The 17,215-nt window shown below is 48.7% G+C and carries 16 protein-coding genes; 14 read left to right on the top strand and 2 right to left on the bottom strand.

The annotated features are described in order from the left end of the window. Positions 1–38: 38 nt before the first annotated feature. The 11 genes from HP552_RS29180 (at position 39) to HP552_RS29130 (ending at position 11,364) form a co-directional block, all read left to right on the top strand. Positions 39–473 carry a cupin domain-containing protein gene (locus HP552_RS29180; RefSeq protein WP_175398856.1) on the top strand — a complete coding sequence of 145 codons (435 nt, stop codon included), beginning with the start codon at positions 39–41 and terminating at the stop codon, positions 471–473. Between the two features lie 16 nt (positions 474–489). Continuing rightward, entirely contained in the window at positions 490–2,097 is a 1,608-nt protein-coding gene (locus HP552_RS29175) for a PucR family transcriptional regulator (RefSeq protein WP_175398855.1), read from the top strand. A gap of 36 nt (positions 2,098–2,133) precedes the next feature. Then, entirely contained in the window at positions 2,134–3,882 is a 1,749-nt protein-coding gene (gene atzF / locus HP552_RS29170; RefSeq protein WP_175398854.1) for an allophanate hydrolase, read from the top strand. A gap of 248 nt (positions 3,883–4,130) precedes the next feature. Next, the gene (locus HP552_RS29165) at positions 4,131–4,598 is read left to right on the top strand and encodes a hypothetical protein (RefSeq protein WP_175398853.1); all 468 of its coding nucleotides are present in this window, start codon (positions 4,131–4,133) and stop codon (positions 4,596–4,598) included. After that, positions 4,595–5,671, top strand: a complete 1,077-nt coding sequence (locus tag HP552_RS29160) for a CehA/McbA family metallohydrolase (RefSeq protein ID WP_175398852.1) — start codon at positions 4,595–4,597, stop codon at positions 5,669–5,671. The genes HP552_RS29165 and HP552_RS29160 overlap by 4 nt, the downstream gene beginning before the upstream one ends. Further along, on the top strand, positions 5,668–6,420 hold the full coding sequence (locus HP552_RS29155; RefSeq protein ID WP_175398851.1) for a glycerophosphodiester phosphodiesterase: 753 nt from the start codon (positions 5,668–5,670) through the stop codon (positions 6,418–6,420). Before HP552_RS29160 ends, HP552_RS29155 begins: the two co-directional genes overlap by 4 nt. Next, positions 6,405–7,469: a LacI family DNA-binding transcriptional regulator gene (locus tag HP552_RS29150; protein ID WP_175398850.1), complete on the top strand. Its 1,065-nt coding sequence runs from the start codon at positions 6,405–6,407 to the stop codon at positions 7,467–7,469. Before HP552_RS29155 ends, HP552_RS29150 begins: the two co-directional genes overlap by 16 nt. Continuing rightward, the gene (locus tag HP552_RS29145; RefSeq protein WP_175398849.1) at positions 7,445–8,269 is read left to right on the top strand and encodes an ABC transporter permease; all 825 of its coding nucleotides are present in this window, start codon (positions 7,445–7,447) and stop codon (positions 8,267–8,269) included. Before HP552_RS29150 ends, HP552_RS29145 begins: the two co-directional genes overlap by 25 nt. Before the next feature lie 40 nt (positions 8,270–8,309). Then, the gene (locus HP552_RS29140) at positions 8,310–9,350 is read left to right on the top strand and encodes an ABC transporter ATP-binding protein (RefSeq protein ID WP_175398848.1); all 1,041 of its coding nucleotides are present in this window, start codon (positions 8,310–8,312) and stop codon (positions 9,348–9,350) included. Between the two features lie 14 nt (positions 9,351–9,364). Then, complete coding sequence (locus tag HP552_RS29135) at positions 9,365–10,528, top strand: extracellular solute-binding protein (protein WP_175398847.1); 1,164 nt, start codon at positions 9,365–9,367, stop codon at positions 10,526–10,528. Next, complete coding sequence (locus tag HP552_RS29130; protein WP_175398846.1) at positions 10,525–11,364, top strand: ABC transporter permease; 840 nt, start codon at positions 10,525–10,527, stop codon at positions 11,362–11,364. The genes HP552_RS29135 and HP552_RS29130 overlap by 4 nt, the downstream gene beginning before the upstream one ends. A 172-nt stretch (positions 11,365–11,536) precedes the next feature. Here HP552_RS29130 and HP552_RS29125 read toward each other — a convergent pair whose 3' ends face one another. Beyond that, positions 11,537–12,424: a LysR family transcriptional regulator gene (locus tag HP552_RS29125; protein WP_175398845.1), complete on the bottom strand. Its 888-nt coding sequence runs from the start codon at positions 12,422–12,424 to the stop codon at positions 11,537–11,539. 154 nt (positions 12,425–12,578) lie between these two features. Between HP552_RS29125 and HP552_RS29120 the strand changes: the two genes are divergently transcribed. Both HP552_RS29120 and HP552_RS29115 read left to right on the top strand, forming a co-directional pair. After that, complete coding sequence (locus tag HP552_RS29120; protein WP_175398844.1) at positions 12,579–13,325, top strand: acetoacetate decarboxylase; 747 nt, start codon at positions 12,579–12,581, stop codon at positions 13,323–13,325. 14 nt (positions 13,326–13,339) lie between these two features. Next, positions 13,340–14,374, top strand: a complete 1,035-nt coding sequence (locus HP552_RS29115) for a ketopantoate reductase family protein (RefSeq protein WP_175398843.1) — start codon at positions 13,340–13,342, stop codon at positions 14,372–14,374. 147 nt (positions 14,375–14,521) lie between these two features. On the opposite strand, the gene HP552_RS29110 is transcribed toward HP552_RS29115, so the two are convergent. Next, positions 14,522–14,905 (bottom strand): RidA family protein, encoded by a 384-nt coding sequence (locus tag HP552_RS29110; RefSeq protein WP_175398842.1) that lies wholly within the window; start codon positions 14,903–14,905, stop codon positions 14,522–14,524. Between the two features lie 485 nt (positions 14,906–15,390). Here HP552_RS29110 and HP552_RS29105 point away from each other — a divergent pair, with 485 nt between their 5' ends. After that, positions 15,391–17,040 carry a catalase gene (locus HP552_RS29105; RefSeq protein ID WP_175398841.1) on the top strand — a complete coding sequence of 550 codons (1,650 nt, stop codon included), beginning with the start codon at positions 15,391–15,393 and terminating at the stop codon, positions 17,038–17,040. Positions 17,041–17,215: the final 175 nt, after the last annotated feature.

Raw genomic sequence — 17,215 nt, 5'->3', positions numbered from 1 at the left:
ACATCCAACAAACAGCCAAAGATGGAGGAACGATAACGATGATCACAGCAAAGAAAACTGAGGTAATTATTGGAGAAGAAATGCAATGGGGGCTTATGCCAGACCATATTGAACTTTATCACCGCGAGATTGTGTCAGCGTCACAGGCCGATCAAATGGGCTTTCGCACCAGCTCCGTTCTATGGGAGAAAATTGGAGTTGGCGGTCAGGTACTGCCGCATTTTCATGATGTGGCTGAAATAATCTATATTACGGTTGGTAAAGTAAAGCTGTTGTGCAATGGAGAATGGAAAAGCTACAAGGCGGGCGATACGTTCCATGTCCCGGCAGGCGTCGTGCATTCGGTAGCGAATGACGATGATCAACCGACCGAGCAGATCAGTATTTTTTTACCTGTAGAAGAAGATACCCCGACCAACTCGTTTTTTAATACAACGCTGGTGGAAGACGTGTATTCTACAAAATTGAAATAGTCAGGCGGGACATGAGATGGCAGATCACAAGAAGGCAGGATTCACGTGCAACGATGTTTTCCTGATCCCCGACTTTAAGGAAGCTGTCGTCTTGGCTGGCGCTAATGGCATGCAGCGAATCATTAATCGCGTCAACGTGATGGAAGTGCCGGATGTCATCGATTGGGTGCGTCCGGGGGAGTTTTTAATAACGAGCGGCTTCCCATTTCGAGATCAGCCGGATGCGATCGCGGATATCATTCCGCAGCTAGTGGAGAAAGGTGTATCGGCCCTTGGGATTAAGACCAAACGATTCATCGATCAAATTCCTGCTCGTGCGCTGGAGCTGGCTGATCAGCTCGATTTTCCGATCTTTGAGCTTCCAGCCGCGATAGTATTTTCGGATGTTGTCCGGGATATCATGGAGCGGGTGCTCGTGCAGGAGGCAAGGGAGCTTTCGCTGCTGCAAAGCCGTTTTCAGAAGTTGTCACAGCAGTTGCTGCACGGGAAAGGATTAGAGGAATTTTTGCAGACACTGGATAGCATACTGAACAATCCGATTATATTGCTGGATGATTCCAATCAACTCTTTCTTTCTCCACAGGCGGAAATACTAGAGGAAGCGGACAACCCGATGCTATGGGCTGCTCTTCGGGAGGAAAGCAATCTCGGAGTAAGCTTCATTACACTGGGCGAGCGCCGAATCCGTGTATATGTGTCGGCTGTCAATGACAAGCAATACGATAAATGCCTGCTTGTCCTGCTCGAATGGAATCAGGAACATTCCGTTGTTGATCGGCTGACGATCGACCGTGTTGGTGTTTTGGTAGGGTTAGAGATGATTAATGCGAATGCTAGGCGGGAAGTAGAGCTGAAATACGTCGACCAGTTTTTGCAGGATTGGATTACGGGCAGGATCGTTACCATAGAGGATTTGAGGCTGCGTGCCGAAGCGTGCGGGCACTCTCTCGAGGATGACCGGCCGCGCTGCGTTGCCTTAGTACGCTTTCTAAACTCCAAACCAAATATCAAGACGATGCAGCAGGCGATTAAACGGCTGAGAACCAAATCCATATGCGAGGACCTTCAAGCAACGATACTGGAGGGGGAAATGATTTTTCTTTTTCCGGAGGCGATGAATGGTATCCGAAATGTGGCGGTTGAAGCGATTTTGGCGGATATGAAGACACTTTTCCCAACAGAGAGCTTCTCGCTTTGTGTCGGTAATCGAACCCTTGTTGCAGAAAAGGTTCATGAGAGCTATAACGATGCCAAAAAAATTCATCATATCAGCTCCATTTGTGATTACCGTGAAACGTATGTCGACTACATGAAGCTTGGTGTATTCCAACTGCTCTATCATCTTCCAGATACGGAGGAGGTTCAAGATTACCGAGATCGATTTATACTGCCACTGCTTGCATACGATGCGAAGCATAACTCCCAGCTGTTTGAAACCCTGAAGGTTTATTTCAAGCACAATCGAAATGTGAAAAAGACTTCAGCAGAACTGTTTACCCACTATAATACCGTATCCTATCGGGTAGAGCGCGTATGTGAACTGCTCGGTATAAACATGGATAATGGCGACGATATATTGCAGCTGCATTTGGCTGTGAAACTGAACGAAATGAGACCGGCCTAATGTAAAAACAGGCAGGTGTTTAAGGAGGGAAGTCGGATGAGCAGACTGAATATGCCGCATGAGCTTACAGTTGATTGGCTGCAAGCGAGTTATGGAAGCGGGAAAATTACTCCTGAGCAGGTCATAGAAGTGATTATTCACCGTGCCCAAGAGGACGAAGGAATGAACATTTGGATTACACCGCCTGTGCTCGAGAGAATTCAGCCTTACTTGAACAACCTCAAGTCAATGGATGCTTCCCTGCCGCTTTGGGGCGTGCCATTCGCAATTAAGGACAACATAGATTTGGCCGGCATACCCACGACGGCTGGCTGCTCCGAATATGCTTATATTCCCGAGAAGCATGCTGCAGTCGTAGAGCGACTGGTGAATGCGGGAGCGATTCCTGTTGGTAAAACGAATATGGACCAATTTGCCACAGGACTTGTTGGCACCAGAAGTCCTTATGGTGAGACGCATAATGCGCTAATCGAAAAATGGATTAGTGGCGGCTCCAGTTCGGGTTCTGCCGTTGCGGTAGCGAGGGGGCATGCGGCATTCGCTCTAGGTACCGATACTGCGGGTTCTGGACGAGTTCCTGCAGCATTGAATCGCCTTGTAGGCTATAAGCCGAGCCTTGGTGCGTGGCCAACAAAAGGTGTTGTTCCCGCTTGTGCAAGCTTGGACTGTGTAACCGTATTTACCCATTCTTTACAGGAAGCAAGAGTTATTGATGAGCAAGTCCGCGGGTTTGAGCCATCGGATCCTTGGTCAAAGAGCGTTCCTCGCTTGAAGGAGAAGCTTCCGAAGAAGCTATACTTGCCGATGAAACCCTTGAACTTTTTTGGACCAATGGCAGAGGAATACGGTAAAGCGTGGGATGCAGCGGTTGACAAGATCGAAGCGCTCAATCTGCCAGTTGAATATATCAATTACGATATGTTTGAGCAGGCTGCAGCGCTCCTTTATGAGGGCCCATGGGTTGCCGAGCGCTGGGCCAGTGTAGGCGAATTTGTAGATGCGCGTCCAGGGATCACGTTTCCGGTGACCGAACAAGTTTTGCGTTCGGGTGCATCCGGCAAGCATGATGCAGCTTCCGTATTTACAGCGATGCATAAGCTGCAGGAGCTGCGTATGAGAAGTAATGAGCTTTTGAAAGGAGCCGTTCTTGTCATGCCGACCTGTGGAGGAACGTGGACAAGAGCGCAGGTTGAAGCTGAACCCATAACCACGAATTCGGACATGGGGCATTATACGAACCATTGCAATCTGCTCGATCTATGCGCGATTGCAGTACCGGCAGGTGATGCGGCGACAGGAATACCTTTTGGGATTACACTGTTTTCGCTTTCGGGAAATGAGCATCTGGTGGAACAAGCTGCAGCTTCGTTTCTTGGAGCAGATTTGCCGCCTTTGAAAGTGAATAGGCCAGAGACGATAGCGCTTGCCGTTTGTGGCCTGCATATGAGAGGATATCCACTGGAGAAGCAGATGCTGGAGTTCGGGAGCCGATTCGTCTATGAGGCACATACGGCAGAGAAGTATCAGATGGTGAAGCTGCCCACAGTACCGGCTAAGCCTGGTTTGCTAAAAAAGAATGCGGGAGGGGGCGCGTTTGCGGTGGAAGTGTGGGAGATGCCAGCAGCTTCATTTGGTGCTTTTGCTGCACTCATTCCAGCTCCGCTCGGCATCGGCAAGATTGAATTGGCGGATGGAACAGAGATACCTGGTTTTATATGCGAGGGCTACGCGGAAGTGGGTGCGGAGGATATTTCCGCTTACGGAGGCTGGAGAAACTCACCATAAACAAGAAGAAGTCATATTAACTTACTGCGACCAGCCTTCAACGCGAAAACAATCTAGTGATAAAAAAGATAGGGCGGCCATTCTTCTTTTAATAGAAGAGTGGTCTTTTTTGCATTTACAGAACATTAACATGATGCAGATACAGGCCTAATTTTTCACCCGTAACATTAGTGGTGGATGTGGGAACGGTCCCACACCATCCATAAAGGGATTGAAGACTACGAAAAAAAGAAAGGCGGTGCGGCCCAATGAAGCTGGTGGATCTGCAAGGATATGCGGCACCCGGGGATTCCAAAACGCATATTCGAATTCCATTTGAGTTGGACGAGGGCTGTGACAAGCTGCACCTGCGATTACAATATGCACCGAAGATGCTGGACAATCGGGAGAAGGCACTGCAGCTGCTCAAGGACAGTTACGACTTATACATCTTGCCGGAACATCGGGAATACGCGATCTTCAACGCCGACCGATATCTGCCCTTGAAAAATCTGATAACCCTCTCGCTGGACGATGCGCAGGGATACCGCGGAGCGTGCCACCGACAAGATGAGCTGCAGGAGCTGTTCGTATCGGAGCAAGAAGCTTCTCCAGGCCTGATGGCGGGCGAGCTGGTCCCTGGACACTGGAGCGTCACGCTCAGCCTGCACTGTATCGTGACGGACACCTGCGATTATCGGCTGCAAATCTGGACGGCGGAGGATGACGAGATATGAAATGGCTCGCCTGCGAACTACATACGCACACGCTGCACAGCGACGGCAGCCAGACACTGGAGGAGCTCGCTGAGGGAGCGGCCAAACTGGGCTTCGATGCCATCGCGCTTACCGACCACAACACGATGTCCGGCTTGATCGGCAAAGAAGAAATTGAGCAGAAATATGGACTTCGGATCATCCCAGGCATGGAGTGGACAACGTTTTACGGTCATATGGTCACGATTGGGCTGAGCGCTTTTGCCGACTGGCGTCAAACGGTTCAGGGCGGGATCGATGAAGGAATCAGATCCGTGCACCGCCTCGGCGGAATCGCCGGGCTCGCCCACCCGTTCCGTATGGGCAGTCCGGCCTGCACAGGCTGCTTCTGGGAATACGAGATCGAGAATTGGTCTGCCGTTGACTATATCGAAGTCTGGTCCGGCACATTCCCTTCTATCCAACTGAACAACCGACGGGCATTCGATCTATGGACAGACAAGCTGAACGAAGGATATCGAATTGCCGCTACTTCGGGCCGAGACTGGCACACGCAGAGTGAGACGGATGAGCCGATCTCGGTCACTTACCTCGGCATCGAGGAAGATGGAATGGCGGAGAACGGGAACTCCGCTGCCTTGTCAACCCGTGAAGAAACGCTGATTCGTACGCTGCGGGAAGGGCGTGCGTCCGTTACGATAGGACCCCTGCTGACCCTGACGCTGGACGCAGGGGGTACAGTCTGCCCGATCGGCTCTACAGTTCCAGCGGTAGTTGAGAGAGGGAAAAGTACTGAGCAGCCGATTATAGCAAATTTGATGCTGGACTTCTCGGTCCGCGCCGGACTGTGGTCGCTGCCGAAGCAAGTCTGCAGACTGAAGCTGTGCTCCAATCTGGGCGAAGAGCTGAGCCTGGAAGTCCCCGTGCCATTAGACGGACAAATGATGCCGTTTAAAGCCCAACTGCCGGAGTTTCCTCCCGCTATCCCTCGCCGGTGGATTCGAGCCGAGCTATGGGGAACCGTACGGGGTGCCCATGTGCTCATTGCCTTTACCAACGCGATTTATTTCAACGAAGGAGGATACTTGTGTTGAACAAATTCCCACTGATCACGGCTCACACCGGCTGCATGGGCCATCCTGATCATTCTTTGGAGTCACTGCAGGCCGCCCTGACACTTGGCGCGGATATTTACGAAGATGATATCCGGTTGACTCGGGACGGCGTACTGGTGCTAGCGCATGACGAAGAAATTGCCTTGCCGGACGGAAGCTGCGGCAATCTGGCAGAGATGACGCTAAAAGAGCTGGAAGTAGGCAGTTCAGCACCGTTTCCAACTCTTCAGGATGTGCTGGAGCAGATTCGTGAAGCCGGTAAAATCATGAATCTCGACATCAAAACGGACAGCGCTCTGGAGCCGCTGTCTGCCCTGGTTGAACAAATGGGTATGACGGAGCAGGTATTCCTCAGCGGCTGCACGTACGCGACGGCAGTCAAAGCCGGACGGTATGCTCCGCACATCCGCAGGCTGCTGAATGTAAACATTGACAGCTTCAGAAGTATGCACTATGGCGAGGCGATTATCCAGGCGTGCGCAGAAGGTCGCGAAGCCGGCTGCTTTGGGCTTAACGTGCCATATCAGGTGGTTCGGCAGGAGCTGCTGGACGCCGTGCGGCGGAACGGTCTGGATATCTACGTCTGGACGGTTACGGAGGTGGACGACATGAGGCGCCTTGCCCAGTGGGGCGTCGATTCGATAACAACCCGCGATCCGGCGAAGCTGATCGCCGTCCGGAGAGAATCGGAATTTGCAGAGGAGAATAGGGATTGGACAATAAGCTAAATCACAGTCTGCGGGAGCTGGCGCAGCTGGCTGGTGTATCGAAATCGACCGCTTCTCGGGTCATCTCCGGAAACGGATACGCAAGTCCTGAAGTCAGGGAACGTGTACTCCAGGCGGTAGAACAGCTTCGCTACAAGCCGAGCGCTGTCGCCAGGGCGATGGTAGCCAAGCGGACATACAACATCGGGGTCATCGTTTTTCGCGACAAGCTTCCGATCGTGTCCCATACATTGTATGGCAGAATTATCGACGAGATTCTGATGGCTGCTGAAGCGTTGGGCTACTCGATCTTCCTGAAGACTGACCGGGAGATGTCGCTCCGCTCCACCGATTATATGCTGGAGCAGCGGGTGGATGGTCTCATTCTGGTCAGTCGGCTGCAGAAAAACGTCATCGACTATGTTAAAAACTTTCATATCCCTTACCTGATGGTAAATGGCTCAACGGAAGATCCGGACGTCGTGCATCTCGTTAGCAATGACGAAACCGGCGGAGAGCGAGCCGCAGAGCATCTGTATGAGAGAGGACATCGCAGGTTTTTCATCATCGCAGGACCGGGGGAGCACCGGAGCCACTCTTTGCGGCTGGCTGGCTTCCGTAAACGGCTGGAATCTTTCGGTGTTTCTTCCGGTAAGGTGGAGTACACCATCGTTGAATCGCCGGAATCCAGCTTCCAATCTGGCCGGAAACTGATGGAGGAGCATTATGTGGCATTCCGGGAAGCTGGATACAGTGCCCTGTTCAGCACTAACGACATGCTTGCACTTGGTGCGATGAAAGTACTGCTGGAACGAGGCGTCCGCGTTCCCGAGGAAGTGTCCGTTATGGGGTATGACAATACCGAAGTGTCTGACATGTATCACCCGGCACTGACGACCGTCAGCGTGGATGCGGCAGGTATCGGTCGGGACGCGGTGGCGATTCTGGATCAGCTGATCGGCGGCGAGGAGAGTGTGCCGCGTCTGATTGAATACGAAAGTGAAGTGATCGTTCGTCAATCGACGAATGGAAAGGAGGACGAAACATGTTTTGGTACTGGAAACACGTAGGCCCGAGAAGGATTATCGAATTTTTGCTGCTGACTGTGTTCGCCGTTTTTTTCGCGGGGCCGCTGGTCAACCTGCTTGTGCTTGCCTTTAGCGAAAAGTGGAATTATCCGGACATCCTGCCCCAGGTATGGGGCTTCAAATGGTGGGAGTTCGTGCTGGCGAAGGATGACATCGTCTCGTCGATTTCACTGTCGTTTCTCATTGCCACTCTGGTAACCCTGCTGTCTATTGTGGTCTGCATCCCGGCAGCATACGCGTTCGCCAGACTCCAGTTTCCACTGAAGCGGATGTTCCTGTTCTCATTCCTGCTGACGCACGCTTTTCCAAAAATGGGATTGTACGTCTCCATCGCGGTTCTCTTCTACCGAATAGGCCTGATGAATACGCTGTTAGGCGTCGTGCTGATCCATATGATTAACGTGTTGATGTTCATGACCTGGATTCCGACTGCTGCTTTTCGCAACGTACACCGGGCGCAGGAGGAATCGGCGCGGGACGTCGGAGCTAGTCCATTCAAAGTCTTTCGCAGCATCACGCTGCCAATGGCGATGCCGGGCATCATGGTTGCTTCAATCTTCACATTCCTCAATTCGCTCGACGAAGCGCAGGGGACATTCCTGGTCGGCATTCCCGACTACAAAACGATGCCGATCGTGATGTACTCGATCATTTCCGACTTTCCGAGCAGCGCCGGGGCCGTATTCTCTATCATCCTGACGCTGCCGACGATCATCCTGCTGGTGGCAGCCCAGCGGCTGGTGAGCGCGGACGTGCTCGCAAGCGGTTTTCAAATGAAATAAAAAGGTTTGGGTCAAATACCGGGCAAAGGGAGGCGGCAGCATGCAGTTATCTGTACGAGAGTTAGCAAAACGCTACAAAACCGGTGACGGAGTCAGCGGCATCAACATTGACATTGAAAAAGGCGAGCTGGTCACCCTTCTCGGTCCTTCGGGATGCGGGAAAACGACCGTGCTGCGCAGCATCGGCGGATTCCTTGAACCGGACTCCGGCGACATCCTAATCGAGGGCAAAAGTGTCATTCAACTTCCGCCGGAAAAACGGCCGACCTCGATGGTATTTCAGAGTTATAATTTGTGGTCACATATGTCGGTGTACGACAATCTGGCGTTCGGCCTGAAAATCCGCAAAGTGCCGAAGGCGGAGATCCGAACGGCGGTCGAAGATGCACTCAAGTTGGTCCGGCTGTCAGGCTTCGGAAAGAAGTATCCGGCGGAACTCTCGGGCGGACAGCAGCAGCGGGTGGCACTGGCCCGGTCGCTGCTGCTTAATCCGGCGGTGCTGCTGCTGGACGAGCCATTCTCGGCACTGGACGCCAAGTTGCGGCATGAAATGCGAGAAGAACTGCGGGAGATTCAGATGAAGACGGGACTCACAATGGTATTCGTCACGCACGACCAGGAAGAAGCACTGTCGTTATCTGACCGCATTATCGTCATGAATCATGGGCGCATCGAGCAGATTGCCGAGCCGCAGAAAATCTATGATGAGCCCGCTTCATTATACGTCGCCGGTTTTATTGGCAAGATGAATTTTCTGAAGGGGGTGGCGGAAGGGGAGGACATCCGGATAGGAGACCTTCGCCTGCCGAACGAGAAAGGATTAACCGGACAGGTGATGGCGGCGATCCGGCCGGAAGATGTTCAGGTGGGCAGCAGCATGGATGGGGAAGGTGTTTTGGCGGGCAAGGTCAAGCAGGTGATGATTCTGGGACATTACGCCGAGATTACCGTGGAACTGGCGGAATTCGGCATTATACGCGCTTTCCTGAACAAGGAAGTCGTACAGCAGCTGCAAGTAGGAAAAGACGTCGGCGTCTCGATATCGAAAATGACCGGATTCCCGGTCGATGAATCGAACTGAGGAGGATGAAACATATGCGTTTGAAGAAGCCATTGTTATCGTTGTTGACTGTTGTGGGATTGTCGGTGTCATTGCTGGCCGGGTGTGGAAACGGAAGCGAGAACACAAGTACCTCCACTGAGGGAAGTGCTGCGGCATCGGGAGATCCGGCATCTTTTAACTTTTATTTTACCGGTTCGCAGAACGTCAAGGACCTGTGGGATTCACTGGAGCCGATGTTTGAGAAACAGCATCCGGATATTGACGTGAAACTGGTTTACATTCCGTCTGGCACCGGCGCTGAGCCGACTTACGACCGGATCGTTGCCGCAAAGACGGCGGGTAAAGGCTCAGGAGATATCGACCTGTACGAGGACAGCATTGCCTACGTTTCACAGGGCACGAAGGACGGAATATGGACGCAATTAAACGCGGACGACATTCCAAACCTCAGCAAAGTCAACGCAGAAACAATGAAGGATGTGGACAACTTCGCAGTGCCGTATCGTTCATCCGCAGTGGTGCTGGCCTATGACAGCAGCAAAGTTTCCAAACCGCCGACCACGCTGGATGAGCTGCTGGAATGGATCAAAGCCAATCCCGAGCAGTTTGCCTATAATGATCCGTCAACAGGTGGTTCCGGCAGTTCGTTCGTCCAGACGATCGTCTACAAAGACCTGCCGGAAGAAGACATTCACAACTCCGATCCGGCGATCATGGAGAAATGGGACGGCGGCTTCAACACCCTCCAGGAAATCGGACCATACGTCTACGGGCAGGGCATCTATCCGAAAAAAAACCAGGGTACGCTGGATCTGTTGATGAATGGAGAAGTATCCTTGATTCCGGCCTGGTCGGACATGGTGCTGCAGCAGCTGAATGAAGGTCTGCTGCCGGATACAATCAAGATGCAGCAGATCACGCCAGGCTTCAATGGCGGACCAACTTATCTGATGGTCAATCAGGAGTCGGACAAGAAGGAAGAGATCAATGAATTCCTGAACTTCGTCCTCTCGCCGGAAGCACAGGAAGTCATCGTCGAGAAAATGAACGGTTTCCCGGGCATTGAGCTCTCCAATATGTCACAGGATATGCAGGATAAGTTCGACGGCGTGGCCGAAGGCTTCCGTACGTTCAACATCGGGGATCTGGGCACAGAGATTAACAAACGCTGGCAGAGCGATGTTGCCGCACAATGAGTAAGGAAGCCAAACAGTCGATCACGGGCCTGGCAATGGTCCTCCCCTCCTTCGCCATCCTGCTGATCGTTGTTATTATCCCGATCGTCCAATCCTTCATCATGAGCCTGAGCAACGGCTCTGGCGGATACGATCTGAGCCGCTATACGTATCTGTTCAGCGATAAGGGGATGCGCAACAATATTGTTTTTACGCTTCGGGTGACCGCCATTACGTGCGTTGCCGTGATGCTGGTCAGCTACACGCTGGCGATCTACATGCGCTTCAACCAGGGACCGATCGTCAATCTGATCCGCAAAACGTACATGATCCCGCTGTTCATCCCGGGTGTCATTGCCACCTATGGTCTGATCAACCTGCTCGGCAACCACGGCTGGCTTGCCCGCATGCTCGAGGTTGTGGGGATCACGCTGCCGCGCATCATTTTTGACGAAAAAGGTATCATCATCGCCAATCTGTGGTTCAACATTCCGTTTACAACGATGCTGCTCAGCTCTGCGCTGTCGGGCATTCCTTCGTCGGTCATCGAGAGTGCGAAGGATGTGGGCGTAGGGAGATTAACACTGTTTACTCGGTTTATCTTTCCTCTATCATACAAGACATTTCTTGTTGCCCTGACGTTCGTCTTCATGGGGGTCATCGGTTCTTTTACCGCGCCCTACCTGATTGGAGCCAACTCTCCACAGATGCTGGGTGTCTCCATGCAGCAGGTGTTCAGCGTCTTCCAGGAGCGCGAACAGGCAGCGGCGATCGCTTTCTTCTCATTTCTGCTCTGTTCGGTACTGGGTGCGTTCTATATCCGGTCGATGGCGGAGGAGGAGAAGGCGAAGATCTAGGTGTGATCGTGAAAAGGTAAATGTTGAAGCGCTCCTTTATAGGGAGCGCTTTTTTTGATGCGAAGACACGTTTGGTTGAATAAGGATGATGAGCGCTGCCAAAATGGAAAGGTTTCTGCAAATATATTCTTTTTGAAGCAAATCTCTAAAATATCACTAATTTTTTTGGAACCTAATCAACCTTAAACATGCCAGAGTTAACTTCATAGTAAGCAGTAATAAAATCACGAAAATTGCTAACCGATGAAGATAACCATTTTTGTTTTACCCAAGATAAGCTGATTGGATATATCGCAGAATCATCAGCAATCTTAATATAATTTAACCCCAATGTTCTACAAACCGAGATAGGAAGCAAAGCGACGCCCTGATCAAGTTTTATAATTTCGACCAGAGTAAGTGAATCTACCTCAAAAGCATGATTGGGGACGAAACCAGCCTTCTCACAAAGCATGGTTGTGAAACTACTGTACTCAATATTATCGGCAAGAGAAATAAATGGTTCGCTCGCGACAAGACTTAATGAAATTTCTGTTTTTCCCGCGTGTGGATGATTAGATGGCACTACCAGAACAATATCCTCATTCACCAGCACATGACTTTCAATCTCCTCATCTTGAATGGGGTGACCTGTAATGCCTAGATCGATGTCTCCTTTTTTTAAGCTTGTGATGATTTCACTCCGGGCTCCAATGCCTTGATGAAGTTTGGATTCGGGACAATCGTTGACATAGTCGCTAATGAGGCCCGTGAGGAATCTTGAATTAGTGATCGATATTTTTATCGTATTGGAGGCTTGATGTTTCTCCGTTCCAATCTCCATCTCCGCGTTTTCAATTTCTATGAAGATCCTGTTTACGTGCTTCAATAGAATTTTCCCTGATGCATTCAATTCAATATTTCTCCCTCTCCTATGAAATAGGGGAGTTCCTAATTCATCCTCAAGTCGTTTGATTGTCAGGCTCAGAGAGGGTTGAGCAATATTCAATTGCATAGCTGCCTTGGAAATATGTTCCGTATAGGCAACGGTCTGAAAGTATTTTAGCTGAAGCAATTCCATTCGTTTACGCCCCTTATTTATTTTGATAAATATATATAGCACTTATTATGTATTATATTAAATTTAATTATTGATGTAGAATTTTTTTATGAGGTAAAGATAAAAATTTAACAATTCAAATCCCAACTAAAATGAAGAAGGCAGGTGTCCTCTGATGAAAATGGATGTGAATAACATAGCTAAAAATCTGAATACACCACTAACGGCTCCGGCTTACCCCATGCCACCCTACAAATTTGTTAATCGCGAATACTTGAATATTATTTACCGAACCGATGAAAAGGCTTTGCGGGCAGCAGTGCCAGAGCCTTTGGAAATCACTCAACCTTTGGTTAAATTTGAAGTTATGTGGATGCCGGATGTTTCTGGACTGGGAGCATATACCGAAGCTGGACAAGTTATTCCTGTGCAATTTAATGGGGAGGAAGGCGATTATGTGCATTCGATGTACGTGGACAACTTTCCTGCGATTGCAAGTGGGAGGGAGCTGACAGCGTATCCCAAAAAGTTAGGTGCGCCCAAGTTGTATACCGATTCAGATACGCTTGTCGGCACACTTGATTATGGAACGCTTCGTGTAGCCACGGCGACTATGGGCTATAAGCATATGGAGATGGATAAAGAAATGGCTAAAAGTGAAATATGCCGACCCAATTTTATGATTAAAATCGCTACGGACTATAATGGTAATTTAAGAATTTGTGATTTGATCCGAACTCAGATAACGGACATAGAAGTTAAGGAGGCTTGGACGGGACCTGCAAGACTTCAACTTTTTGAACATGCATTGGCACCTCTTGCAGATCTGCCTGTATTGGAAGTTGTTTCAGCATCCCATATCCTTACCAACTTAACCCTAAACGCTGCACAACCTGTATATAACTATCTGGAAGAGAAATAAGGAGGAGCAACGGAATGAGAATTGCAATTGTAGGAGCAGGTTCTTTGGGAACCATCGTTGGCGCATACCTTGCTGATGGGGGAATGGATGTTGAGTTAATTGATGCTTACCAAGAACATGTAGATACTCTAAATCAAAAGGGTGCTAAAGTCATCGGAACAACGGAGTTTCAGGCAAAGGTGAAAGCCGTGACCCCTGACAACAAATCAGGTAAGTATGATCTCGTGTTACTTTTAACTAAACAATTATATAATGATGCCGTTCTCCAAGAGTTACTTCCGTTCTTGAAAGAAGATAGTATAATCTGTTCGTTGCAAAACGGTATTCCTGAAGAAAAAGTGGCTTCCATCGTTGGGGACAAACGTGTCATTGCAGGATCGGTTGAATTTGGCGCAACGTTCATTGAACCAGGTGTATCAAGTCTTACTACCGAGTACAGCCAATTCAAGAAGTATGCTTTTCAAATTGGAGAATTAAATGGAGAAATCACCGAACGAATTCAGCGTGTTAAATCGGTTTTGGATCTTGTGGGTGGAACACACATTTCCGACAATCTGGTTGGAACCAAGTGGTCAAAATTGCTGATCAACAACGCATTCAGTGGTTTATCAGCAGCATTAAACGGAGAATATGGAGATATTCTTGATAATGAAGTTGGCATTGTGAGTGCCGTTCATATCGCCGATGAGACGATTAAGGTTGGACACGCCAATGGGATCCAATTTGTTAAAATGAATGGATTTGATATCGCCTCGCTTGAACTAAAAAGTAAAAATGATATTCCTGAACGAATTAAAACGTTACAAGTTGTGATGGAACCTTCAAGGCTGTTAAAAGCAAGCATGCTTCAGGATCTTGAGAAAAAACGCAAAACTGAAATTGATTACATTAATGGCGTGGTTTCGAGTAAAGCGGAAGGTACGGGGATTGAAACCCCTTATAATGATTTAGTTGTAAAACTGGTCAAATCTGCTGAAGAAACGCAATCGGTTCCACATTTTCACACGAATATAAAAGCTTTTGAAGATTTAGTAAGTGGACAAATATAAGGTGAATGAAGGGTAAGGGATAAACCGTTGAACTTTAAGTTCAACGGTTTTTTTTTGGGGTAGTTAGGATAAATGGATATGGTCCATATTGATTCTTCTGTTTTGAACAAGTGGTTAGTGATTTTTTAAGCCCAACAGGTGACTGGGTTAGTCCGTGTGTGCGACTGCGCTGATTTCGATCAGTTGAACAGGGGACGCCAGGTATGACACACCAATGCAGCTGCCGGCCGGTCTGTGTTGACCCATGTATTCCTTGAACAGCTGGATGCATGGTTCGAAATGCTCTTGCGCGTTTGTCAGATAGACCTCCACATAGGCGAGGTTGGACTTCGTGACACCAAATTCTGCTAGCACACGATCGAGATTTTCTAGTGTTTGACGAGTCTGTGCCTCGATATCGTCCTCACCAACAAACGCACCTTCCGTATTATGGGAAAATTGTCCTGAAATGTAGATCGTTCCGTTGACGCTGTAGCCCTGCGAGATACCGTGATCCCAAAGATGGTGATTATAAGTTTTGACAGTAGTCATTTGTTTCTCTCCTTTAGTTCAAAGTAAGGTTAGTATAAAACGGGTGTTAATTAAAAAATAGTACGCACTTTATTGATAGCAGCTATCCGAAAAGATAGTGTACCAACGAATATGGCTGCTTATAAACTTCTTAAAACCTTAAGTTCTCAACTTAAATTTGAAGACAGTTGGCATGATGAAAGGGCTAATTTACCAACTGAACTTCTCGTAGCATCGCTTAAAAGTTCAAATCCATGTTTAGGTTAATAATGGAAGGGTACCATAATATGGTGGAGATAAATTTGCAAACTTTTAAGGCAGTCTAAAAGAACAGCTGGATCAAAAAGTTGGATCAACTTGGAGCTGCGCCAAAATATTCTAACCATATGGATTAAACCTGCTTAAATAGGTTTATTTAATTTTAAATAACGAGTGCATAATACTGTATAAATTTTCTATTTACAGATAAGATATAGTGGAACTGATTATGGAGGAGGTTTTCGATTTTGGCAGAGAACAATGATAAAAATGCTTTAAACGAACAAGACGTGAAACGTGAGACCTTGACAACGCGCCAAGGCCATCCTGTGAAGGATAACCAAAACATCCGTACTATCGGTAATCGTGGTCCAGCCACACTTGAAAATTACCATTTCATTGAAAAAATCTCCCATTTTGATCGTGAAGAGGTTCCGGAGCGTGTGGTACACGCTCGAGGTTCAGGAGCTTTTGGATACTTTGAAACATACGGAAAAGTTGGAGATGAGCCAGTAGAGAAGTATACTCGTGCGAAAGTATTTTCAGGTGCAGGGAAAAGGACACCCCTAATGGTCCGTTTTTCTACAGTAGCTGGCGCGAAGGATTCGCCGGAAACAGCACGGGATCCACGCGGCTTTGCGGTGAAAATGTATACGGAAGACGGCAACTGGGATCTGGTTGGAAACAATCTGAAAATTTTCTTTATCCGTGATGCGATGAAGTTTCCGGATATGATTCACGCATTTAAGGCTGACCCGGCTTCGAATGTGCCAAATCCTCAGCGGATGTTTGACTTTGTTTCCCGTACACCTGAGGCAACACATATGATTACATTCCTATTTTCTCCTTGGGGTATTCCAGCTACATACCGGCACATGCAGGGTTCTGGTGTGAACACTTACAAGTGGGTCAATGAGAAGGGCGAGGCTGTGTTAGTGAAGTATCACTGGGAACCAAAGCAAGGGATACGTAATTTGACGCAGGAAGAAGCCGATGCGATACAAGCAAAGAATGTTGGTCATGCAACGCAAGATTTATATGAATCCATAGAGCGCGATGATTATCCGGAGTGGGAGCTCTTTGTGCAGATCATGGAGGATGATTACCATGAGGAGCTTGATTTCGATCCTCTTGATGATACCAAACTTTGGCCAGAAGAACAGTTCCCGTGGCTGCCTGTAGGACGTATGGTCCTTGATCGCAATCCAGTAGATTTCCATGCGGAAATTGAGCAAGCAGCTTTTGGCACCGGTGTTCTTGTCGATGGTATGGATTTCTCAGATGACAAAATGCTGCAAGGTCGGACCTTCTCGTACTCGGATACACAGCGTTATCGGGTCGGTTCGAACTATTTGCAATTACCTGTCAACGCGCCAAAAACGGCTGTACGTACGAATCAGCATCGCGGTCAAATGGATATCCGTGACCCGAAAGAGTCCGGGGAAAATCCGCATATTAACTATGAGCCATCGATGCTGGGCGGACTTAAGGAAGCAAGTGAAGAAAAACATCGTCCGCACCATCCTATGTACAATGCAGCAGCTATGAGTGCACCGATTGATCGCCCTAACAACTATGGTCAAGCGGGCCACACGTACCGTAGCTTTGAGGATTGGGAACGCGATGAATTGATTAAAAATCTCTCTGAAGCCCTGGCGGTATGTGAAAAACCGATTCAGGATGCCATGATTGAACACTTCAGACAAGCCGATGAAGACTATGGTCGTCGTGTGAAAGAGGGTATCGAAAAGAAAATGAAAGAAATGCAAGAAATGCAGTCGGAAAACAATGTTCCAGGCCGCGAAGCAGGAAAATCGAAATATGGCCAAGGCTCATTAGCAGCGAACAAAGCAACAAAAGATGCTGTGAAGAAAAGTCAGGAAGCTGATCCATATTAATGATAAAGTAATGACAGGGGTGTCCAGAGTGTCAGTGAAAACTGAATGGCTGGACAGCCCTTTTTTTGTTCATTTCATTTATTTAAACCTCTTGATCCTATTAGAGACAAAACTATTTCCAACAGGGAGTCATGCTGGCTCCATTGAAAGATCATTGCTTAATTTACAGTAGACG

Origin of the sequence: Paenibacillus xylanilyticus, assembly GCF_013359935.1 — a bacterium.
Lineage (GTDB): Bacteria > Bacillota > Bacilli > Paenibacillales > Paenibacillaceae > Paenibacillus > Paenibacillus xylanilyticus.
Note: the sequence above shows the minus strand (reverse complement) of the source record. Positions and strands in the feature narration are given on the sequence as shown.

Excerpts from the sequence above, each read along its gene's own strand:
- HP552_RS29160 (WP_175398852.1), top strand. The coding sequence starts at position 4,595 with ATGAAATGGCTCGCCTGCGAACTACATACGCACACGCTGCACAGCGAC.
- HP552_RS29120 (WP_175398844.1), top strand. The coding sequence starts at position 12,579 with ATGAAAATGGATGTGAATAACATAGCTAAAAATCTGAATACACCACTA.
- HP552_RS29165 (WP_175398853.1), top strand. The coding sequence starts at position 4,131 with ATGAAGCTGGTGGATCTGCAAGGATATGCGGCACCCGGGGATTCCAAA.
- HP552_RS29180 (WP_175398856.1), top strand. The coding sequence starts at position 39 with ATGATCACAGCAAAGAAAACTGAGGTAATTATTGGAGAAGAAATGCAA.
- HP552_RS29135 (WP_175398847.1), top strand. The coding sequence starts at position 9,365 with ATGCGTTTGAAGAAGCCATTGTTATCGTTGTTGACTGTTGTGGGATTG.
- HP552_RS29140 (WP_175398848.1), top strand. The coding sequence starts at position 8,310 with ATGCAGTTATCTGTACGAGAGTTAGCAAAACGCTACAAAACCGGTGAC.
- atzF (WP_175398854.1), top strand. The coding sequence starts at position 2,134 with ATGAGCAGACTGAATATGCCGCATGAGCTTACAGTTGATTGGCTGCAA.
- HP552_RS29175 (WP_175398855.1), top strand. The coding sequence starts at position 490 with ATGGCAGATCACAAGAAGGCAGGATTCACGTGCAACGATGTTTTCCTG.
- HP552_RS29125 (WP_175398845.1), bottom strand. The coding sequence starts at position 12,424 with ATGGAATTGCTTCAGCTAAAATACTTTCAGACCGTTGCCTATACGGAA.
- HP552_RS29115 (WP_175398843.1), top strand. The coding sequence starts at position 13,340 with ATGAGAATTGCAATTGTAGGAGCAGGTTCTTTGGGAACCATCGTTGGC.
- HP552_RS29130 (WP_175398846.1), top strand. The coding sequence starts at position 10,525 with ATGAGTAAGGAAGCCAAACAGTCGATCACGGGCCTGGCAATGGTCCTC.
- HP552_RS29145 (WP_175398849.1), top strand. The coding sequence starts at position 7,445 with ATGTTTTGGTACTGGAAACACGTAGGCCCGAGAAGGATTATCGAATTT.
- HP552_RS29110 (WP_175398842.1), bottom strand. The coding sequence starts at position 14,905 with ATGACTACTGTCAAAACTTATAATCACCATCTTTGGGATCACGGTATC.